Annotated in this window: 13 protein-coding genes; 7 read left to right on the top strand and 6 right to left on the bottom strand. The window is 42.9% G+C overall.

The features are described 5' to 3' along the window. Positions 1 to 170 precede the first annotated feature (170 nt). The 5 genes from AB4160_RS13510 (at position 171) to AB4160_RS13530 (ending at position 8,300) form a co-directional block, all read left to right on the top strand. Positions 171 to 545: a BlaI/MecI/CopY family transcriptional regulator gene (locus AB4160_RS13510; RefSeq protein ID WP_102436565.1), complete on the top strand. Its 375-nt coding sequence runs from the start codon at positions 171 to 173 to the stop codon at positions 543 to 545. Beyond that, positions 542 to 1,768, top strand: coding sequence for a TonB family protein (locus AB4160_RS13515; protein WP_241903462.1), 1,227 nt, complete (start codon positions 542 to 544; stop codon positions 1,766 to 1,768). Before AB4160_RS13510 ends, AB4160_RS13515 begins: the two co-directional genes overlap by 4 nt. 138 nt (positions 1,769 to 1,906) lie before the next feature. Continuing rightward, the gene (locus AB4160_RS13520; protein WP_102436567.1) at positions 1,907 to 2,176 is read left to right on the top strand and encodes a hypothetical protein; all 270 of its coding nucleotides are present in this window, start codon (positions 1,907 to 1,909) and stop codon (positions 2,174 to 2,176) included. Between the two features lie 455 nt (positions 2,177 to 2,631). Then, positions 2,632 to 5,466, top strand: a complete 2,835-nt coding sequence (locus AB4160_RS13525) for a hypothetical protein (RefSeq protein ID WP_372005027.1) — start codon at positions 2,632 to 2,634, stop codon at positions 5,464 to 5,466. A gap of 161 nt (positions 5,467 to 5,627) precedes the next feature. After that, complete coding sequence (locus tag AB4160_RS13530; RefSeq protein WP_372005031.1) at positions 5,628 to 8,300, top strand: TonB-dependent receptor domain-containing protein; 2,673 nt, start codon at positions 5,628 to 5,630, stop codon at positions 8,298 to 8,300. A gap of 349 nt (positions 8,301 to 8,649) precedes the next feature. Here the strand turns inward: AB4160_RS13530 and AB4160_RS13535 are convergent, their stop codons facing one another. Beyond that, a complete protein-coding gene (locus AB4160_RS13535; protein WP_303413909.1) occupies positions 8,650 to 10,584 on the bottom strand; it encodes a radical SAM protein in 1,935 nt (644 codons plus the stop codon). Positions 10,585 to 10,891: 307 nt separating this feature from the next. On the opposite strand from AB4160_RS13535, the gene AB4160_RS13540 reads away from it, so the two are divergent. Then, positions 10,892 to 11,917 (top strand): hypothetical protein, encoded by a 1,026-nt coding sequence (locus AB4160_RS13540; RefSeq protein WP_372005033.1) that lies wholly within the window; start codon positions 10,892 to 10,894, stop codon positions 11,915 to 11,917. Positions 11,918 to 11,964: 47 nt separating this feature from the next. On the opposite strand, the gene AB4160_RS13545 is transcribed toward AB4160_RS13540, so the two are convergent. The 3 genes from AB4160_RS13545 to AB4160_RS13555 all read right to left on the bottom strand — a co-directional run bounded on the left by AB4160_RS13545 (position 11,965) and on the right by AB4160_RS13555 (position 14,032). Further along, entirely contained in the window at positions 11,965 to 12,552 is a 588-nt protein-coding gene (locus tag AB4160_RS13545; RefSeq protein WP_241903463.1) for a protein tyrosine phosphatase family protein, read from the bottom strand. A gap of 23 nt (positions 12,553 to 12,575) precedes the next feature. Continuing rightward, positions 12,576 to 13,589: an aldo/keto reductase gene (locus tag AB4160_RS13550; RefSeq protein WP_372001960.1), complete on the bottom strand. Its 1,014-nt coding sequence runs from the start codon at positions 13,587 to 13,589 to the stop codon at positions 12,576 to 12,578. A gap of 80 nt (positions 13,590 to 13,669) precedes the next feature. Beyond that, positions 13,670 to 14,032: a DUF4156 domain-containing protein gene (locus AB4160_RS13555; protein WP_102436581.1), complete on the bottom strand. Its 363-nt coding sequence runs from the start codon at positions 14,030 to 14,032 to the stop codon at positions 13,670 to 13,672. Between the two features lie 166 nt (positions 14,033 to 14,198). Here AB4160_RS13555 and AB4160_RS13560 point away from each other — a divergent pair, with 166 nt between their 5' ends. Then, a complete protein-coding gene (locus AB4160_RS13560; protein WP_102436583.1) occupies positions 14,199 to 14,516 on the top strand; it encodes a GRAM domain-containing protein in 318 nt (105 codons plus the stop codon). A gap of 115 nt (positions 14,517 to 14,631) precedes the next feature. On the opposite strand, the gene AB4160_RS13565 is transcribed toward AB4160_RS13560, so the two are convergent. Then, positions 14,632 to 15,558 carry a manganese-dependent inorganic pyrophosphatase gene (locus tag AB4160_RS13565; RefSeq protein WP_102476533.1) on the bottom strand — a complete coding sequence of 309 codons (927 nt, stop codon included), beginning with the start codon at positions 15,556 to 15,558 and terminating at the stop codon, positions 14,632 to 14,634. A 178-nt stretch (positions 15,559 to 15,736) separates the two neighbouring features. After that, positions 15,737 to 18,112, bottom strand: coding sequence for an aminotransferase class V-fold PLP-dependent enzyme (locus AB4160_RS13570; RefSeq protein ID WP_372005035.1), 2,376 nt, complete (start codon positions 18,110 to 18,112; stop codon positions 15,737 to 15,739). Positions 18,113 to 18,421 lie beyond the last annotated feature (309 nt).

The following is an 18,421-nucleotide window of genomic DNA, read 5'->3' on the forward strand; positions in this document are numbered from 1 at the left end:
TAATTAGGATTACGATTGTAATCTTAATTGAAGATTACAACCGTAATCCTAATGTTTGAAGCAAACTTTATTGAAAGAAGCAGTATTTCAAACATCTTTTATCCAACACTGCATTGAAAAAACAGTATTGAAAAAATAGCATCGAAAACAAATAGCATTGGAAGTAAACGATGAAAGACATCAGCAATAGCGAACTATTAGTCCTTAAACAACTTTGGCAACGGGCACCTTTAACATCAACTGAAGTGGTTGATGCTCTGGCATTAAGTCATGACATGCATGAAAAAACCGTTAAAACCTTAATTAACCGCTTAGTAAAAAAGCAGGCGATTAGTTTTGAGAAGCAAGGTCGGGTTTACCATTATTCACCATTGATTGTTGAGCATGACTACACAGCTAAAGAGTCCGAATCATTTGTTGAACGTATGTTCTCTGGCAAGTTAACCCCTTTAGTGGCGGGTTTTGCAAAGAACAATAAGTTATCAGCTGAAGATGTTGCTGAATTAAAGTCATTACTTGATGATTGGCAGCAGGAGCAAAAATGATGCTGAATTGGTTTATGGAACAAACCGTAATATTAACGCTATTTTGTTTACCGATGATGGTGTTTCATCGGGTTATTTTGGCAAAAATCGGTGCCCATTATACTTATGTGTTATGGAGTTCAGTGCCGATACTATTGCTAATTTCAGTAGGTCAGCTGTGGTTTCCTGAGGGCTTTATGCACCTAAAGCTTTCATGGTTGTCATTGCCTGAGCCTGCTGCAGTCATGCAGCATTATCAAGTGCTTGCCACTGATACTATCAAGCTATCTTCTATGCTCATTAGCTCACTGTATCTCGACTACTTATACATCGCGATTATGAGCTTGTTATTATTGAGTATGGTGTACCAACAGACTCAATTTAATCCCATTGTGGCCTCAGCGGTTAAAGTCGCTGAAACCAATAAGGGGGTTGATATATTGGCTCATGAATCCGTTCAGTCTCCAATGCTGGTGGGGTTATTGTCACCTTGTATTCTGGTGCCGTTAAATTTCAAATCATTAGATATTAATCAACAGCAAGCAATCATCGCTCATGAAGCGTTCCATCATCAGCGTAAAGACTTATGGTGCAATGTCATTGGTTGTAGCGTGCTATTGATGTTCTGGTTTAATCCGTTGATGTGGTTTGCTTACAGGCGTTTTAGACATGACCAAGAGTTGTCGTGTGATGCTCAAGTAACATCAGAAATGGATAAAAATAATAAAATTGCCTATAGCCATGCGCTATTGGCCTACTCGCAACATGTTCCTTTGAGCATGTTACACACTCACTATGGAGATAAAACCATCTTAAAAGAAAGGATTATTCAGATGAAAAAACAGCACGGAAAAAACACACTCGTCATCATGGGGATCACCCTAGCATTAGGTATCAGTGGATTAATAATAAACCAGCAAGTTCATGCCGGTTCACAAGCTAAGCAAGCGGAGACACATGTTGTCCCTACAATGCGTATAGACCCTATTTATCCTGCTAAAGCGGCAACTGCAGGGCTCAATGGCTATGTGCAACTGGAGTTTGATATTAGTCAATCCGGTAAAGTGTCGAATGTTGCAGTGATTAAGTCATCTCCTACAGGTGTATTTGACCAATCAGCTAAAGATGCCTTATCACAATGGGTTTATAACGAATCAGAAAATGGCGTTAAAAATGCACAAGTGCAGCTTGATTTTGTCATCCATGAGCCTGCTGCAGATGTAGAGCGCATTAAAGTGAACTAATGATAAGTGTCAGCAATACTCGTTTTTTTGAGTATTAACTGAGAGGTTTAGCTTGATCACCTAAACCTGAATTGATCATAAATTAGCATGTGATATATAGGTTGTTGGTTAAGATAAGGCTTATTTATTATCCCCATCATGATGGCTTACACTGATTTACTTAACCCTGATGCCGGTTTAATGGCGTTTACGTTTGCCATAGTGCAAACCGCGACCTTTATTGTCGTGATAGCCATTTCGATAGAAGGTTATCTATTACGACCGCTTAAACCGATTGAGCGAGTGCTGGCAATAGCCGTGGTACCTTGGGTATTGTTTAACCCGTTAAGTACTGGCTTTGTGGGCGTATTAGTGATTTTAGGTCTGATTGGCGTGCAGTGGAAAACACGTGCTGTGGTAGCGGCTTAAATCGAAATAATAGCGAACCAGTTTATTCTAAAATACTGTTATTAAGCAGTATTTTTAGGCTATTTTAATAAATCGGTTTGTTGTGTATCTTGCGTTTAATTTTCATTCCAACCTCAAATCTGCTTAGGCTAGTAACAATTGTCTAATTGAATGATGACTATATTGATAATTCAATTATTAATGATAAAACGTCACTTATTCAACTCAAAAAACAGACTTTTTCAACTCCAAAAAACACACCACAAGACACCTAGGTAAAATAATTGTTAATAATGTGACAATAAAAGGTAACTCAAACCGCTCAGTAAGTCTCTGTTTTTATTATCTATTAATATTTATATCATATTAGTGAAATTTCACTGTCATTTTAACGCAGTCTTTTTGTCATTTTTGCGGGTTAGTTTGTCGTCCATTGAAACAACTTAACTCGCTTACATCCGTCTTCGGAGATGACAATGGAACTGAAAAAAATGTTTAAACTTAGTGCTGTATCAGCTGCGCTTTCTGCAACTTTATTACTTGCGGGTTGTGGTGGCGATATCAATATTGATACGGGTTCACAAGAGCCGACTAACCCAACAAATCCAACGGATCCAACCACACCGACTGAAACTGACCAACAACTTGCTTATGGTGGCTTCGCTGAAAAAAGCACTACGATAGCGGCTATCGATGGTAAAGAAGTGTGGCTGTTAACAGGCTCGCTTGCTCCTTCTACTGGCGCTTCAACAGTAAAGGTAGGGGGTCAAGATGGCGCGAACATCATTTTAGGAAATGATGTGGTGTGGATGCTTGATGGCGCAGTTATCGCCGGCGGCGATAAAGCTGACTCGGTTGAATTATCAATTATGGCTGGCACTAAAATTATTGGTGGTAGCGAGTCTTATTTAGTCATTAGCCGTGATTCAAAAATTATGGCCGAAGGCACAGCTGACGCGCCAATCGTATTTACTTCCCTTGAAGCGGCGCTAGGCCAAACTGGCGAAGCGGGTCAATGGGGCGGCTTAGTAGTTTTAGGTAACGCACCTGTTAACTCATGCCCTGATTTAACCAGTTGTGATGCTGCATTTGAAGTGGGTAACCACAACTACGGTGGTGATAACACTGAAGATAACTCAGGTGTTATTCAGTATGTTCGGGTTGAGTTTGGTGGCTTTAAAATCAACGATACCCAAGAAATGAACGGTATTAGTTTCGCGGCAGTTGGCGCAGGTACAACTGTTGATCATATCCAAATTCATAAAAATAACGATGACGGTGTTGAGTTTTGGGGCGGTAACGTTTCGCTTTCACATGTGGTGTTAACTGAAAACTTTGATGACTCTCTAGATTGGACTAACGGTTGGCAAGGTAGTGCCCAGCACGTTTATATCCGTCAAGAGGATAACGGTTCAAACCGTGGTATCGAAGGTGACAGCAACAGCAGCGCTGATGCTGAACCACAGTCTATGCCTACATTAGCTAACTTCACCATTGAAGTGGCTAACGGCACTAACAGTGGTGGTGATGACGCTGAAGGTATTTTACTGCGCAAAGGCACGGCTGTTAACGCATACAACATGCTGGTTAAAGGCGATGTTGATTCTGGCGAATGTTTAGAAATCAATGACGACAATACAGTTGATACCGCTGAAGCTGGCAACTTAAACATGCAAAACAGCTTAATCGATTGTGTTGAGCCGTTTAAGAGTGCCAAGGTTGATGCTGATAAAGGTTACACCAAAGCTTACGACGTTGAAGCTTGGTTTATGGCCCAAGAAGGTAACTTAGCCGGTGCTGCAGATTTATCAGGGTATATGCCTAATTCATCTTCTGTTGCTTTAACTGGCGGCGCAGCTGATTTAGCTAACATGGATGACCGTTTAGATGATGCCCAATATATCGGCGCATTTAATGGCAGCACTGACTGGACGGAAGGCTGGACCACGGCCATTCATGAAGATGCAGCGCCTGCACCAACTGAATTACCAGTTTTAACATCTTGCCCTGTAGGCACAACTTCAGAAGATGTGGTTGCAGGCCTTTATAAAGATGACAGCGTGACTTTAGTCTGTTCAATCGAAGGTAACATCACCACCAATACAACACTGCTTGCTGGTCAAAACGTGATGTACAAAGTAGATGGCGGCGCGGTGATTGTAGGTGGTGATAACGCAGACTCTGCAACACTGGCAATTCAAGCGGGTACGCAATTATTTGCGACCGACAACAGCTACATCGCCATTAGCCGTGGCTCTAAAATCATGGCCCAAGGCAGTGCTGAGCATCCAATCGTTATGACCTCTCAGCAAGATGTAATAGCTGGCGCAGAAGGTGAGCGTGGTCAGTGGGGCGGTTTAGTTATTCTGGGTAATGGCGAAACCAACAAGTGTCCTGATAAAGACAACTGTGATGTGTCATTTGAAGTGGGCGACTTCCCATACGGCGGTAATGACAATGCTGATAACAGCGGTCAAATCAGCTATGTGGTAGTCAAATACGCCGGCTTTAAAGTCAATGATACCCAAGAAATGAACGGCATCTCATTTGCGGCAGTGGGCAGTGGAACCCAAGTTGACCATATTCAAGTCCATGCAAATGGCGATGATGGTGTTGAGTTTTGGGGCGGTGCAGTCAATCTTAAATATGTTTACCTAACGGATAACTTTGATGACAGCTTAGATTGGACTAACGGCTGGCAGGGTAAAGCACAGTACGTGTATATCACCCATGAAGATGGTCAAGCTAACCGTGGTATTGAAGGCGATAGTCATAAAGGCACTGACGACACGCCGATTTCAAACCCAACTATCTCTAACGTAACAATTCTTCCTGGTGCTGATATTGAAAATGCCAGTGGCGATAAAGGCGAAGGCATCATTCTTCGTGTTGCTACTCGTGCATCAATTCACAACCTATTGATTCAAGGTCGCAAAGGTGCAACTTCTGAGACTGAATCAGGTGAGTGTTTAGAACTAGACGGTACTTACGCAGGTCTTGTTACCAACGTTAACGATGAAACATTAGTGATGTCTCACTCTGTTATCGACTGTAACGAGCCATTCAAATACAGCTCTGACAACACAGATACAACCGATGCGGTAGACACGCAGGCCTGGTTCTTAGCTCAAACAGGTAACTCTGCTCAAGAAGTGACGTTAACTAATGGCATGCCTGCTGGCACTGACACTGTGTTATTGGGTACGGGTCTTGATATGAGTACGACTGACACCTTCTTCGAATCAACTGATTATATCGGTGCATTCGATGGCCAAACTGATTGGCGTGAAGGTTGGGCTTTTATTAAATAAAAGCGAGTAGTAAACCTTAGGCATCGGGGAGTGAGTACTCCTCGATGCTGCTTAAAGTCCGATTAGATAATCAAAATAGTTAGTTAAATTTACATTAATTGTCACTGGTGTATCACATCTTAGTGGCGCGACCTGAACTGTGTACAGGATTGAAAAACGTTATGAAAACCAAGCCGAGTTTTATCGCTAATAAGCTAAGCCTAGCTGTTGTCACTGCCATTTCCGCAGCCTCACTTTTTGCAACACTACCTGCTTACTCGGAAGAGACACCAGCTTATGATCCTGGTGAAGATTTCCCTATTGAAGTCATTGCGGTAACGGGGCGTTTACGTAGCTCAGCCTCAGAAGCGATGGAAGAGCGCCGCGAGCAACCCGCCGTGGTTGATATTATGGGCGCAGACCAGATTTCTCGCACCGGAGATAGTGATGCCGCCGCCGCGCTTCGACGTGTTACCGGATTAACCCTGAAGGATGGCAAGTTCATTTATGTACGCGGTTTGGGTGAACGCTATTCAAGTACCTCACTCAATGGTGCGGTTGTACCATCGCCAGACCCTACCCGTAATGTGGTACCGCTGGATATGTTCCCAGCCTCTATCATTGAATCTTTATCAGTACAAAAATCCAGTTCAGCCAGCACGCCAGCTGCATTTGGCGGTGGTCATGTTGATATTCGTACTAAATCTATTCCTGCAGACTTTTTCTTTAAAGCGTCAATAGGTGGCCGTTATAACACTAATGATAGCGATGACACTTATACCTATAACGGTGGCGGTGATGATTGGACTGGCCAAGATGATGGCACTCGGGCAATGCCAAACAGCATTAACGAGGTGACCAATCAATATGGCGGAATTAGCCCCATTGATATTGTTACTGGTTCAAATGGCACAATTGATTTTGCCAATGCTCAAGCCATTAACCGTGGTTTAGCCAATGATATGTATCGCGACATGACGGTATTTACTGAAAGTACGGACCCTGGAGTTCGCGGTAATATCGCCATTGGCGATCGCTGGGACTTAAGCGATGACATCATTTTCGGGATGATGGCAGCAGGCTCATATAAACAACAAGCTGAAAACTACACCAAGCGCGAAGTTGAGCTAGATGGTGATGAGAACAAGGTACAAATCGAAAACTCAAAAGACGTCATGGGCACCGATTCAATTGTACAAATGTCAGGCATGGTTAACTTAGGTTTAGAAATTGGTTACGACCATAAAATTCAAACCTTCTCGACTTATTTACGTGATACATCTGATGATGTTTCAGTGGCCATCGAAGAAACCATTGATACCATCGCCGAGCCTAATGCGTTGCAGGTTTATGATATTGCTTATGAAGAACGTAACCTTATCAGCAATCAAATTCAAGGTGAGCATTTCTTTGAATATCTGTGGGATTTAGAAGCCAACTGGATGTATTCAAACGCCAGATCAAAGCGCTATGCACCGAGCGAATTATCTTACACTTACAATGTAATACTTGATGATGCTGATAGCATTACTAGCCGTAACTTAAATACCCAAGATGCGCCTAAATATGTTTATAGCCGCCTTGATGATAATACCGAAAACTACAAATTTGATTTAACCCTACCCTTTGAGTTTGGCATGAACGTGCTAAAAATCAGTGGTGGTTATGAGTACTTTGAACGTACCCGTGAAAGCTATGCCACGCGATTGGGATTTGATGTCGGCTTAAGCCCAACAGACCCCAATGGCGATATTCTAGCGGGTGACTTTGACAATATATTTTCTGATGACAACATTGCCAATGACACGCTTGATTTAGAATTAAAAGACGCCTCAACCGACACCGAAGATTATGTCGCCGCTGAAATGATAGACGCCGGTTTTGTCAATTTTGATGTGGATTTTGATGATGTATGGCGCTTAACCGCAGGTGTGCGTTATGAAGATTTTCGCCGCGTGACATTGCCATTAACCCCAGATGGTGAGGTTTCAGATGAAGGTGGTCGTTACGATATTGAAGATTATGCTATCGCAGAAGACGGCTGGTTTCCTTCATTGGCATTAACCTGGAAATCATCAGATGAAAGCCAATGGCGCTTTGGTGCCAGTAAAACCTTGGTTCGCCCAGACTTACGTGAAGTGGCGCCAGTGCGGTTTCAAGACCCAATTACCGGTTTTGATTTCTTCGGTAACCCAGAACTTGAAAGCTCAGATATCTATAACCTAGATGTACGCTGGGAATACTACTCAGAAGATGGCGCAAACTTAAGTGTTGGTGGCTTTTATAAAGACGTTGCAGCACCCATAGAAGCGATTCAACGTATCTCAGAAGCGGGTCGTCAGCTTAAGTTTTACAACGCTGAGTCAGGTTATATCTACGGTATCGAAACTGAGTTTTTACATGACTTAGGCTTTATTGGCAGCAATGGTAGTGTTTGGGAAGACTTTTTCGTAGCGGGTAACTTAACCCTAAGTGACTCAGAAATTGAAATTGCCAGTAATGGTGAAATTGACCCAACCAATAATAAGCGCCGCATGACAGGCCATTCTGAGTGGGTTGCCAACATGCAGTTAAGCTTTGATTCGTCTAATGAGTCTCACAGTGCCACCTTAGTGTATAACGTGTTTGGTGAGCGTATTGCTTATGGTGGCCGTGGTGGTTTAGATGATGTGTACGAGCAACCCTTTCACAGCTTAGATTTTAGCTATAGCTTTTTACCTACTGAAAGCTTTGGGGTGAAATTTAAAGTGAAAAATATCCTAGGTGAAACCACCGAATACGACCAACAAGATGTGGTGGTATACGCGAAAGAGCCTGGCACAGAATTCACTCTGCAATTTGATTATCAATACTAATATTGATAATGAGTTCGCGATTAACAGAGTGACAACAGGTACTGGTTTTTAGCATTTTTACCTCATCCTTTAAATGCTAAAAGCCAAGTGCACAGTGTGATATCTAGGTGTTTGGAACACGCCAATATCGCACGCTTCTTTATCAGTAAGCGTTATTTAAGACTACGTGACTTAACAAAGAAGTTGGCAGCTTTGCAAAAGGCTGTATGCAGTATGTAAAATAAGCTGTAAAAGTAACAGGCCACTTTCTTTTGGAACAAGAAAGTGGCCTTTTTATTGGCTAGCGCTATTAGTTATAAGCGCTGTGAGTTATAAAATTAGCTCGTTAGCTATGAGCCTTAATAGCAGATCATTCTTCACTGCTGTCGATCAGATTGCTAATCGCTTTTGAGATCAGATCTTTTTTCATGCTAGTGCGAGCGACACCTTGTTCAAACCAAAAACTCATCGGCTGATCAAACCCAATACCATGCATGTAATTGTAAATCGCTTTACGCAGCCCTTCACCTAACATCTCATGATCAGTACCGGTAGGATCGCTAAAATCGACATCATTTTCAGCGAATAAAACTTCAGGGCGATCGCTAAGAGTAATACCAAATTTTTCTGGATTCATACCAACAGGGCTGTGGATCGTGGCCACAAAACGGTGCCAATAGGCAGACTGGAAACAACCTTGCTGCATCATCTGTCGCACCATTTCCAATGAATCCACCGTTTCTTGCTCGGTTTGAGTCGGAAAGCCATACATCAAATATGCGTGCACCATAATACCGGCATCGCTAAAGGCTTTAGTGACTTGGGCAACGCGCTCAACACTGACGCCTTTTTTCATCAGTTTCAATAAACGATCTGAGGCCACTTCTAAGCCGCCGCTGACCGCGATACAACCAGAGTCGGCTAATAATTGGCAGCGGGCTTGGCTAAAGGTTCTTTCAAAACGAATATTACCCCACCAACTGATCACCACGTTGCGCTCAATTAAGCGTTTTGCAAAGGCAAATAAGGTTTTTGGTGGCAGCGCTTCATCGACAAAATGGAACCCTGTTTGTCCGGTTTCTTCAATGAGTTGCTCAATGCGATCAACCAGAATATCAGCGCCAGCAGTATCGTAGCGATCGATATAGTCCAAACTGACATCACAAAAGCTACATTTACGCCAGTAACAGCCATGGGCGATGGTGAGTTTATTCCAGCGGCCATCACTCCAAATACGGTGCATTGGGTTGAGCATTTCACACAAAGACAGATATTCGCTCAATGGCAAGCCATCGTATATCGGAGCGCCGACTTCCACCTGCGGGATATCGTGGAGTTCTGGGTTTTCATTAAAGTGAACGTAAGGCTCGCCATTGTCATCTTCGGCAAGGAAGTAAGTTCGCACTAAATCATCGACTTCACGTTGGCCTTGAAAGTATTCCAGCAGGGTGATTAACGGGCGTTCGCCGTCATCAAGACAGATAAAGTCGATAAACTCAAATACCCGAGGATCTTTGAGTGCCCGTAGTTCGGTATTGATAAAACCACCGCCGATGATGATGGGGATCTCTGGATTAATGGCTTTACAGGTTTGGGCAATACGTAACGCGCCGAGCATATTACCGGGAAAAGGCACGGTTAAGGCTACAACGCTAGGTTGGGTTTCTTCTAAATAGTGCTCAACCAATTGCGCTAAAATTTCTGAGCTAAAGGTTGGCTCGTCCATCAAGGTATCGTAAAGGTTATCAAAGCTTGGATTAGCCGCAGCTAACTGCTCGCCATAGCGGCTCACTTCAAAGTAAGGATCAACCCCTTGAGTGATGACGCTGGAGAGATCGTTAATAAATAAGGTCGCGAGATATTTGGCTTTATCTTGAACGCCAAGATTACCAAAAGCGGCTTGCAGTACATCGCCTGATACCGCTTCCATTTGCGCAATGGCTTCAAATGCTGGGCCTTCAGGTAAAAATCGGCGCGAGTTAATCCGCAGTGCAAGACTGGGATCTTTACCCTGTAAAAACCGAATCGCGCTCTCAACAGTCAAATGATAACGATCAAATTCAGCCAGAAAATTATGAATAGCATCAGGTAATTCATCGTCTTCAAAGTGCTCGAAATTAGCTTCCACATGTTGACGAATAATGTCCAGCGCAGGCGCAGTCATCATTTCTAGGAAAAGCTCAATGGCAGGATCACGCTGCACTGCTTCATAGCCTCTCGTACGCAAAAAACCAGTCAAATAGGCTGTTGCCGGATAGGGCGTATTTAACTGGGTCATAGGTGGAGTCATTAGAAGAACGGTCATAGCCTGCCTTTAATAGTAAAACTTGAGTGCACTGAACTAAACTGATTGTCAGCCCGAGCTAGGTAAAGAATGTGGCAATAATACAGTTGCCAAAAAATAAGCTGGGATTCTAACAAATGGCCAAGGGAAAAACCCGTAAATTAGCCAATTGAAGATTAATTTATCACTGTCTGTTTGTTTGTTTTTAGATCGAATTTAATCTCTTTCTAGCACAGTCTAGATTTAAATATTAGCAAGGTGGTTAAATATCACGCTAACTGTGTCATTATCAAATTTCGCATCTCAGCTAATGGATTAGGTTTGACACATGGCCGCAAAATTTCAAAATCAATTTTTACGTCTCTGTTTATATTTAGTATTTGCCGTTGCTATTACGGCATGTTCGGTCAAAACCGAGCAAGCTAACATTCGCCAAGTGGGTAATATTACCTATAAAAAAATTGATGAAGCCAGTGGCTTAGCTTACTCAAAAATTCAGGACGATGTGCTGTGGCTGCACAATGATGGCGGTGATAGCGCCGCAGTGTATGCGGTAAATTTATCTGGTGATTTGCTGGCGACGGTGAACATTGAAGGGGTAAAAAATATCGATTGGGAAGATATGAGTTCGTTTGTTATTAATGGTAACGCGTATCTGTTAATCGCCGATGTCGGTGATAATAGTGCTAACCGCAGTCAATATTTCATTCATATTATTGCAGAGCCTGATGTCAGTAAACTTGCGTTAGCCGCATCTATCAAGGTCACCCCGCTTGTGTCATTGGCATTTAATTACCCAGATGGTCCAAAGGATTGTGAGTCTGTTGCTGTTGATGTGGTTAACCAGCAAATTGTATTACTGAGTAAGCGGCACACCCCACAAACCCTATATCAATTGCCGTTACCGTTACAGTTAGCGCAATCACCGGCGTTATTGCCTTCAGAATTTCCTTCGCAATTACCTATGCCATTACCTAAGCAAGAAAGGGACACGCTAGTGGCAACACCTTTAGGGGCACCGCCGGCATTACCAGAATCATTCTCAGATTATTTCGGGAGTATACGCTTAGCACTTTTTGCCGGAAACTCGACAGCAATGAGCTTTTCAAAGGATGGCTTATCTGCGGTGGTGTTAACCTATGGCCATGCTTATTACTTTCAGCAGCAACAGCCTACAGGCGCTTTAACACTGTTATCAACCACGCCAAAGATTATTGATTTTCCGACACTATTTCAAGCAGAAGCGGTGAGCTTTAATCACGATGCCAGCCGTTTTTATATCACCTCAGAGGGCAGCCCAGCGCCAATATATGAAGTAAATATTGCTGCTGTATTGGCGAGTTCTGATCACTAACTACTGAAAGCTAGCTACTGAAAAACTCACTGTTGAAATATCAGTATTTATTGCTGATATTTGCCGCGCACCTCATCGATTAAGCGCTTCCATTGCGGATATTTAGCAAAGCTTTGGGGTAAATCGCCCCAAGGTGATAACGCTTGGCTCATGGCATTGTCTGAGTGATCAGCGCCTTGGCTCAGTTGATATAAATAGTAAAAAGCTGAGGCGCGATAATTTAACGCACAATGGACTAAAATTGATTTATCGTTATTGCGCTCCATGATGCTAATAAACTGCGCTACATCTTCCATGGTGGGCTGCTGCCAGTCGACTTCAATGTTGTGGTAAACCATACCTGCATCTGTGACCAGTTTGTCTTCAGCCGCCAAATAGTTTGAGTTGTTTTTGGGGATTAAATTGATCACCACCTCTACCCCTGAATTTTTAAGCGTCTGAAATTGCTCTGCTGTGGGCAAGCCTGCGGTTATCACTTGGCTGTTATTGAGCTTGAGCGCTTTGATGTTATCAAGCTGGCTTGGGTCAATTTGCGCCGCTGCAGGATTGACTAAACTAACGCTTAATAAGCTACTGGTTACCATTGTCATTAACGCGGCTCCCATGATGCTGTTTTTCATCTGTAATCCTTTCATCTGTAATCCTTGGATTTGAGCAATTACATAACAATGTCATCAATGGCGGCTAATTCAGCTGCACTAAAGTTAAGGTTATCTAGTGCGGCCACCGAATCGAGAACTTGTGCTGGGCGACTTGCACCAATCAAGCAACTGGTTACCGCATCATTGTTAAGGTTCCATGCGATCGCCATTTGCGCTAAAGATTGATCCCGGGTTTGGGCAATGGTATTTAATGCCTGCACTTTGGCGATTTTCTCTGGAGTTAGATCGTTATCAGCTAAATAGATTTGATGGGCTTGGGCTGCGCGCGAGTCTTTGGGAATACCATGGAGGTATTTATCAGTGAGCACACCTTGATCCAATGGCGAGAATACAATTGAGCCAACGCCTTGATCTTTTAATACCTCGGTTAAGCCATCTTCAATCCAGCGATCAAACATATTGTAGCGTGGCTGGTGGATTAATAATGGCGTGCCTAGCTGTTTTAAGATACTGATCGCTTGCAGCGTTTCTGCTGGCTGATAACTTGAAATACCCACATACATCGCCCGGCCTGAGCGGACAATATAATCTAGCGCTTGCATGGTTTCTTCAATGGGAGTGTCAGGATCCATGCAGTGATGATAAAAAATATCAAAGTAATCTAGCCCAGTACGTTTAAGGCTTTGATCGCAGCTAGCGATCAAATATTTTCTCGAGCCGCCAATACCATAAGGCCCTGGCCACATGTCGTAACCCGCTTTACTAGAAACGATCAACTCATCTCGATATGGCTTAAAGTCTTGTTTGAAAATATCACCAAAGGTGGACTCCGCCGCGCCGTAATGGGGACCATAATTATTGGCTAAATCAAAGTGGGTAATACCGGCATCAAAAGCTGTTTGCAGGATGTTTCTCGCATTCGATTGGGGGTCTGATGCGCCAAAGTTTTGCCATAAGCCTAATGAAATTTTTGGCAAGCGAATACCGCTGTTACCACAACGGGCATAAGCCATTTTTTGATAGCGTTCGGCGCTGGCAATGTACTGAGGGTTTGGTTCGTGGGTAATCATTTATTATCCTGCAAATGAATTGTTACTAAATTGAATTAGCTTTGAATTTAAGGCGTGTTTTAAATATCTGTTTTAAATCTTTACTTCAAATCTACAGTACTAGAACAATTATAAGCATTGCCCAATATCGTCACTGAAGTGGTAAACGACTGCGGCTTAAGCAAATAAACCGTATTTGCCCCTAGCGTTAATGCTTCATTTCTCAGCTGATTAATCGCCCCTTGAGTTAAATCCTTATTCGAAATAAACAAGTAATCATACCAATGCCCTTGGGAGCCAATTATTGGCCCTTTTAGTTGGCAATCATCAAGCTGTTGTCCTTGCCATAAAATTTGCACATGTTCGCTTTGATAATGAGGGACGTTAATACAAGCCGTGAGTCCTATTGGCATGAGTATCATTAATAACCCCATTAATCTGGCACTGCGATTGACTGGATTCATATAGGCCTTAAAAATTTGCTGTTAATTACGCCATGTTCATATAGCAAGTCTATACTTAATCAGCAGCGTAGTAGAGTTAAAGTCAACTTACTTGGTTAAGCTTCGCTATGCAATCAGCATGTTGGCGTTCACTGTTTCATGAAAGAGTAAACATAGGGATATACACATGGGTAGCATCAATTTAGCCAATGAAACCGTGATTAAGTCTACTTTTGCTACTGCGCAAAACGGTGCCTTTAGCGGTGATGGACAACTATATTTGACTGAAACACGGTTATGTTTTGAAGCCTTTAATAAAATCTTTGAAATGGGTCCTTATGAGATAGACCTTGAGGATATTGTTAGTGTTGAAAAATGTTGGGGGACCGGTGGTGGAGTGTTACCCCTTACCGCAGATGCGATTAAAGTGGAACTTAAAAACCATCAGTCCTATAAATTTATGGTGGCTGACTCTGCTGAATGGCTGGAGCGATTGAATCGTTAACTCATTACCTTAAGCTATGTGAGAGCCGCTTACTGATGAATTTAGGGTAATAAAAAGCTGAATCATTGATTCAGCTTTTTAGTTGGGCGACTCGCTATATTGCTAAAAACGCATATTAAGCGTTAGCAAATACATCTTGTAGCGATGGCACCACTTGCTTCTTACGGCTTAATACACCGTCTAGCCAGACTCGGCCTTCAACGGTTGCTTTACCGTAGGCTTTTTCAGTTAAGTCAGCGTCATCTGAAACCACTAACATTTCTGAGCCTTCTTTCATGATATCGGTTAGCAATAATAATACGCTGTGACGGTTACCTTCAGCTTTCAGCGCTGCGATATCAGCTTCTAAATCAGCTTTGATATCGTCAAATACTGATAAGTCGATAACTTCTAATTGACCGATACCCACTAGGTTACCGTTCATGTTGAAGTCTTTAAAATCACGCATGACTAAGTCACGTGCTGGCGTACCTTCAACAGCTGATTTAACTTTAAACATTTCCATGCCCACTGCTTTGAAGTCTTCAATACCGGCAATTTCAGCCAGCGCTTCAACGCAGCGGATATCAGCAGTAGTACAGGTTGGAGATTTGAAAATCACAGTGTCACTTAAAATAGCGCACATCATGATGCCAGCAATGTTAGCTGGGATTTCTACTTGGTAGAAATCGTACATCATTTTAATCACTGTGTTACTACAACCTACTGGGCGGATCCAACACTCAAGCGGAGTAGAAGTGGTTAAGTCACCTAATTTATGGTGATCAACAATACCTACGATGGTTGCTTCGGCAATATCATCTGGTGCTTGAGTTAATTCAGAGTGATCAACGATATACACTTCTTCGCCAGCGTAGCTTGTTTTGTACTCTGGTGCTTCAAAACCAAATCTATCTAAGATATACGCTGTCTCAGGTGAAAGTTCACCAAGACGGGCTGCAATAGCAGGCTCTTCAATTTGATTTTTTAAGTAAGCAAGTGCGATTGCACCGCAGATTGAATCTGAATCAGGGATCTTATGACCCACAACATACATTGCCATTTGGTACGCTCCTATAAATTTTCAGCGATTTTAACAAGAAATAACCGCCTGACCAATCTTTACCAATAAAAAAGCCCCAGAGAACGTCCTGAGGCGATTCAAATCAAGCAATATTCATCTTAAGTTGTCAGCTATTGACTAGTTATTTACTCAGTGGTCAATGCATTCACAATGGCTGTTAACTTAAAGCATAACCACCTTTAAGGTGGGCAATATTATCAAAGCCTAAACGCTGCATGGCTTGGGCGGCCACCATGGAGCGGCTACCACTGCGGCACACTAAAACCCACGGCTTGTGCTTTTGGTGTTGATGCTGCTGAATAAACTGCACTAAGCGGGTTAGTGGCACATTCTCAGTGGTGCTACTGGTGGGTTGCAGCGCGTATTCATGGGGCTCACGAATATCGATGACGCTAACTTGCTGTGCTGATAAAGCGCTGGTTAAGCTCTCTGTGTTGTATTCGGTAATATTCACTTTAGCTGCAGCGTTAGCTGGCAATGCGCCGCAAAGAATTTCACTGCCAGACTCATCACACAACTGACTATCAAGCTGGGCTTTTAGGCTTTCAAATTGGCTTTGGCTTAATTGGCCATTTAAGGTGTTGGCCAGCAGTGCATTACGGCTAGATTCTGCTGCTAATGAGGTAGTGAACTCATTGTTATAGTCATGGCTGGCACAAATCAGGGTATTGTCACCGATAAGCTGATGCAGTCGCTTAAGGCTGGTAAACATCGCTTTAGCGCAGCTGCTGTCAAAGTTGGTTCTACCGAGACTGCCCATTAAAATCGTGTCGCCAGCAAAGGCAAAGCGGCATTGCTGGCTAAGTGGTTTAGAGCTTAATACTGCCTTAGGTAATTCATCAGTCGATTTATTAGGTAATTCATTAGATAATTCATTAGATAATTCATTAGAAAATGGGTCACATAACAGCAAGCTAATACTGTCGGCGGTATGGCCTGGGGTGGCAACTTTCAGCAGTGCTTGATTGCCAATAGTGATGTACTCAAACAACTCGCCCGCTTGGGTGACGTTGCTGCAGTTTTGCGGCCAGCCTAAATGATCGCTTAATTGATCCGGCAAATGTTTGTCGGCAAGGTATTGGCGACTAGAGACATGATCGGCATGACCATGGGTGTCGATCACCGCCACTAATTCAAGTTGCTGACACTGCAATAGGGTATCTAAGCGTTCATTTAGTTCTGGCAGTGGATCGATGATGATTGCTTGCTTACTTTGTTGATCGGCATAAATCCAACTACAGCTCGGGCCTGAGCGTAATTGAACCAAACCATTTAATGGCTGTTTATCGCTTATTTCACCACTGTCTAAAATCATACAGCTATGGGTTAATGCATTGGCGGCAGATTGAATTCTGATGCAGGCTTCATCCACCTGCGTTTGAGTCATGGCGGGGCCAAAAGACATTCTGATGGCTGACTCGCTTTGCCACTTGGGTAATCCCATGGCATCTAATACAAAGCTACGGGTGACTTTTGATGAACAAGCCGAGCCTGAACTGACGCGAATATTGGCGGCATCAAATAAATCCATAATCTCTTTGCTACTAAAGCCTGCAATAGCAAAGTTGATGGTTGTTGGCACGCTATTGCTAAAACTGTGGTTAAACACTACAGCAGGAAAAGCACTTTTAAGGGTATCAATTAATTGTTGTTGATAAGCCCTTAAGGTGTCGACATCGGCAAACTGGTTTGTACCCATCGATTGCGAGTTATTTAACAGCATATCGAAAATGACACTTATGGCTGCCATTCCCGGCAGGTTTTCAGTACCCGAGCGCAGGCCGCTTTCTTGGCCGCCGCCAGCAATAATCGGCGTAAATGGAGCACCTTCGCGGATGTAAACAAAGCCAATGCCTTTAGGGGCATACAGTTTATGTCCGCTAAAAGGCGCGTAATCGATACTGGTGTTGGCTAAGTTTAATGCCGTTTTACCCAGTGCTTGGACACAATCAACTAACCAATAAATATCAGGGTTAGCTTGGCGGATGATGCGATCAAGCTGAGTTAAGTCTTGGTAAACCCCGGTTTCATTGTTTACTGCCATGGTGCAAATCATTAATGCATTGGGCGCTTCTTTAGCAATAAAGTCCTGATCAAGATTACCCATATGATCAACGGGGATCGCTTTAATTTCTGCGTTTATTTCAAGAAGGGCATTCCAATGCTTTAAGGATTCTGGCACCGCTTTATGCTCAGTGGCACCATATAGCAAGCTGTATGTTTGATCTTGCTTGAGGCTAGTTTTAGCGGCAGCTTTAGCCGCGACTAAGGCGGAAATGATCGCGGTTTGAATCCCTTCTGTGGCGCCGCTGGTAAAAATTACGGTACCTGTGTCAGCGCCAATCACTTGTTTAGCTTTTACCCGAGTTTGCTCCATCAGGTTTTTGGCTTTAAGGCCGCTGATATGGCTACTACTTGGGTTACCAAATAGGGTTTCCATTGTAGTTAATGCTGCCGTTGCAGCTTGGGGTAGCACAGGAGTTGTGGCATTAGCATCGAGATATATTTGGCTTAGTTCAGTGGCGCTTTTCATAGGGGTAAGACTCGCATGTTGATTAGTTGTTATATAGCTTTTAGTTATAACTAATTTCTTGTGGTTATATTAACAGCTTAATAACAACGATCAAGATCACATTTTTGCTTAGATTAAAAAATACAGCTATAAATTGTCATTTTAGTAAAGAGAGTTTTTAAATTGGTGTGGCGGCAACTTTGTATGGAACCAAAGGTCACTAGAGTGAACTAAGATTTGAAGTTGTTTTGTTATTGATTTTAAGAACGATAAAAAAAGGAACAAGGCGGTTAGCGCTTATTCCCTTTTTATTTGTGATGAGCAGACTAG

The organism is Shewanella sp. 10N.286.51.B8 (assembly GCF_041469325.1).
Lineage (GTDB): Bacteria > Pseudomonadota > Gammaproteobacteria > Enterobacterales > Shewanellaceae > Shewanella.

Coding starts and splice junctions, on each gene's coding strand:
- AB4160_RS13510 (WP_102436565.1), top strand. CDS start 171: ATGAAAGACATCAGCAATAGCGAACTATTAGTCCTTAAACAACTTTGG.
- AB4160_RS13515 (WP_241903462.1), top strand. CDS start 542: ATGATGCTGAATTGGTTTATGGAACAAACCGTAATATTAACGCTATTT.
- AB4160_RS13520 (WP_102436567.1), top strand. CDS start 1,907: ATGATGGCTTACACTGATTTACTTAACCCTGATGCCGGTTTAATGGCG.
- AB4160_RS13525 (WP_372005027.1), top strand. CDS start 2,632: ATGGAACTGAAAAAAATGTTTAAACTTAGTGCTGTATCAGCTGCGCTT.
- AB4160_RS13530 (WP_372005031.1), top strand. CDS start 5,628: ATGAAAACCAAGCCGAGTTTTATCGCTAATAAGCTAAGCCTAGCTGTT.
- AB4160_RS13535 (WP_303413909.1), bottom strand. CDS start 10,584: ATGACCGTTCTTCTAATGACTCCACCTATGACCCAGTTAAATACGCCC.
- AB4160_RS13540 (WP_372005033.1), top strand. CDS start 10,892: ATGGCCGCAAAATTTCAAAATCAATTTTTACGTCTCTGTTTATATTTA.
- AB4160_RS13545 (WP_241903463.1), bottom strand. CDS start 12,552: ATGAAAGGATTACAGATGAAAAACAGCATCATGGGAGCCGCGTTAATG.
- AB4160_RS13550 (WP_372001960.1), bottom strand. CDS start 13,589: ATGATTACCCACGAACCAAACCCTCAGTACATTGCCAGCGCCGAACGC.
- AB4160_RS13555 (WP_102436581.1), bottom strand. CDS start 14,032: ATGAATCCAGTCAATCGCAGTGCCAGATTAATGGGGTTATTAATGATA.
- AB4160_RS13560 (WP_102436583.1), top strand. CDS start 14,199: ATGGGTAGCATCAATTTAGCCAATGAAACCGTGATTAAGTCTACTTTT.
- AB4160_RS13565 (WP_102476533.1), bottom strand. CDS start 15,558: ATGGCAATGTATGTTGTGGGTCATAAGATCCCTGATTCAGATTCAATC.
- AB4160_RS13570 (WP_372005035.1), bottom strand. CDS start 18,112: ATGAAAAGCGCCACTGAACTAAGCCAAATATATCTCGATGCTAATGCC.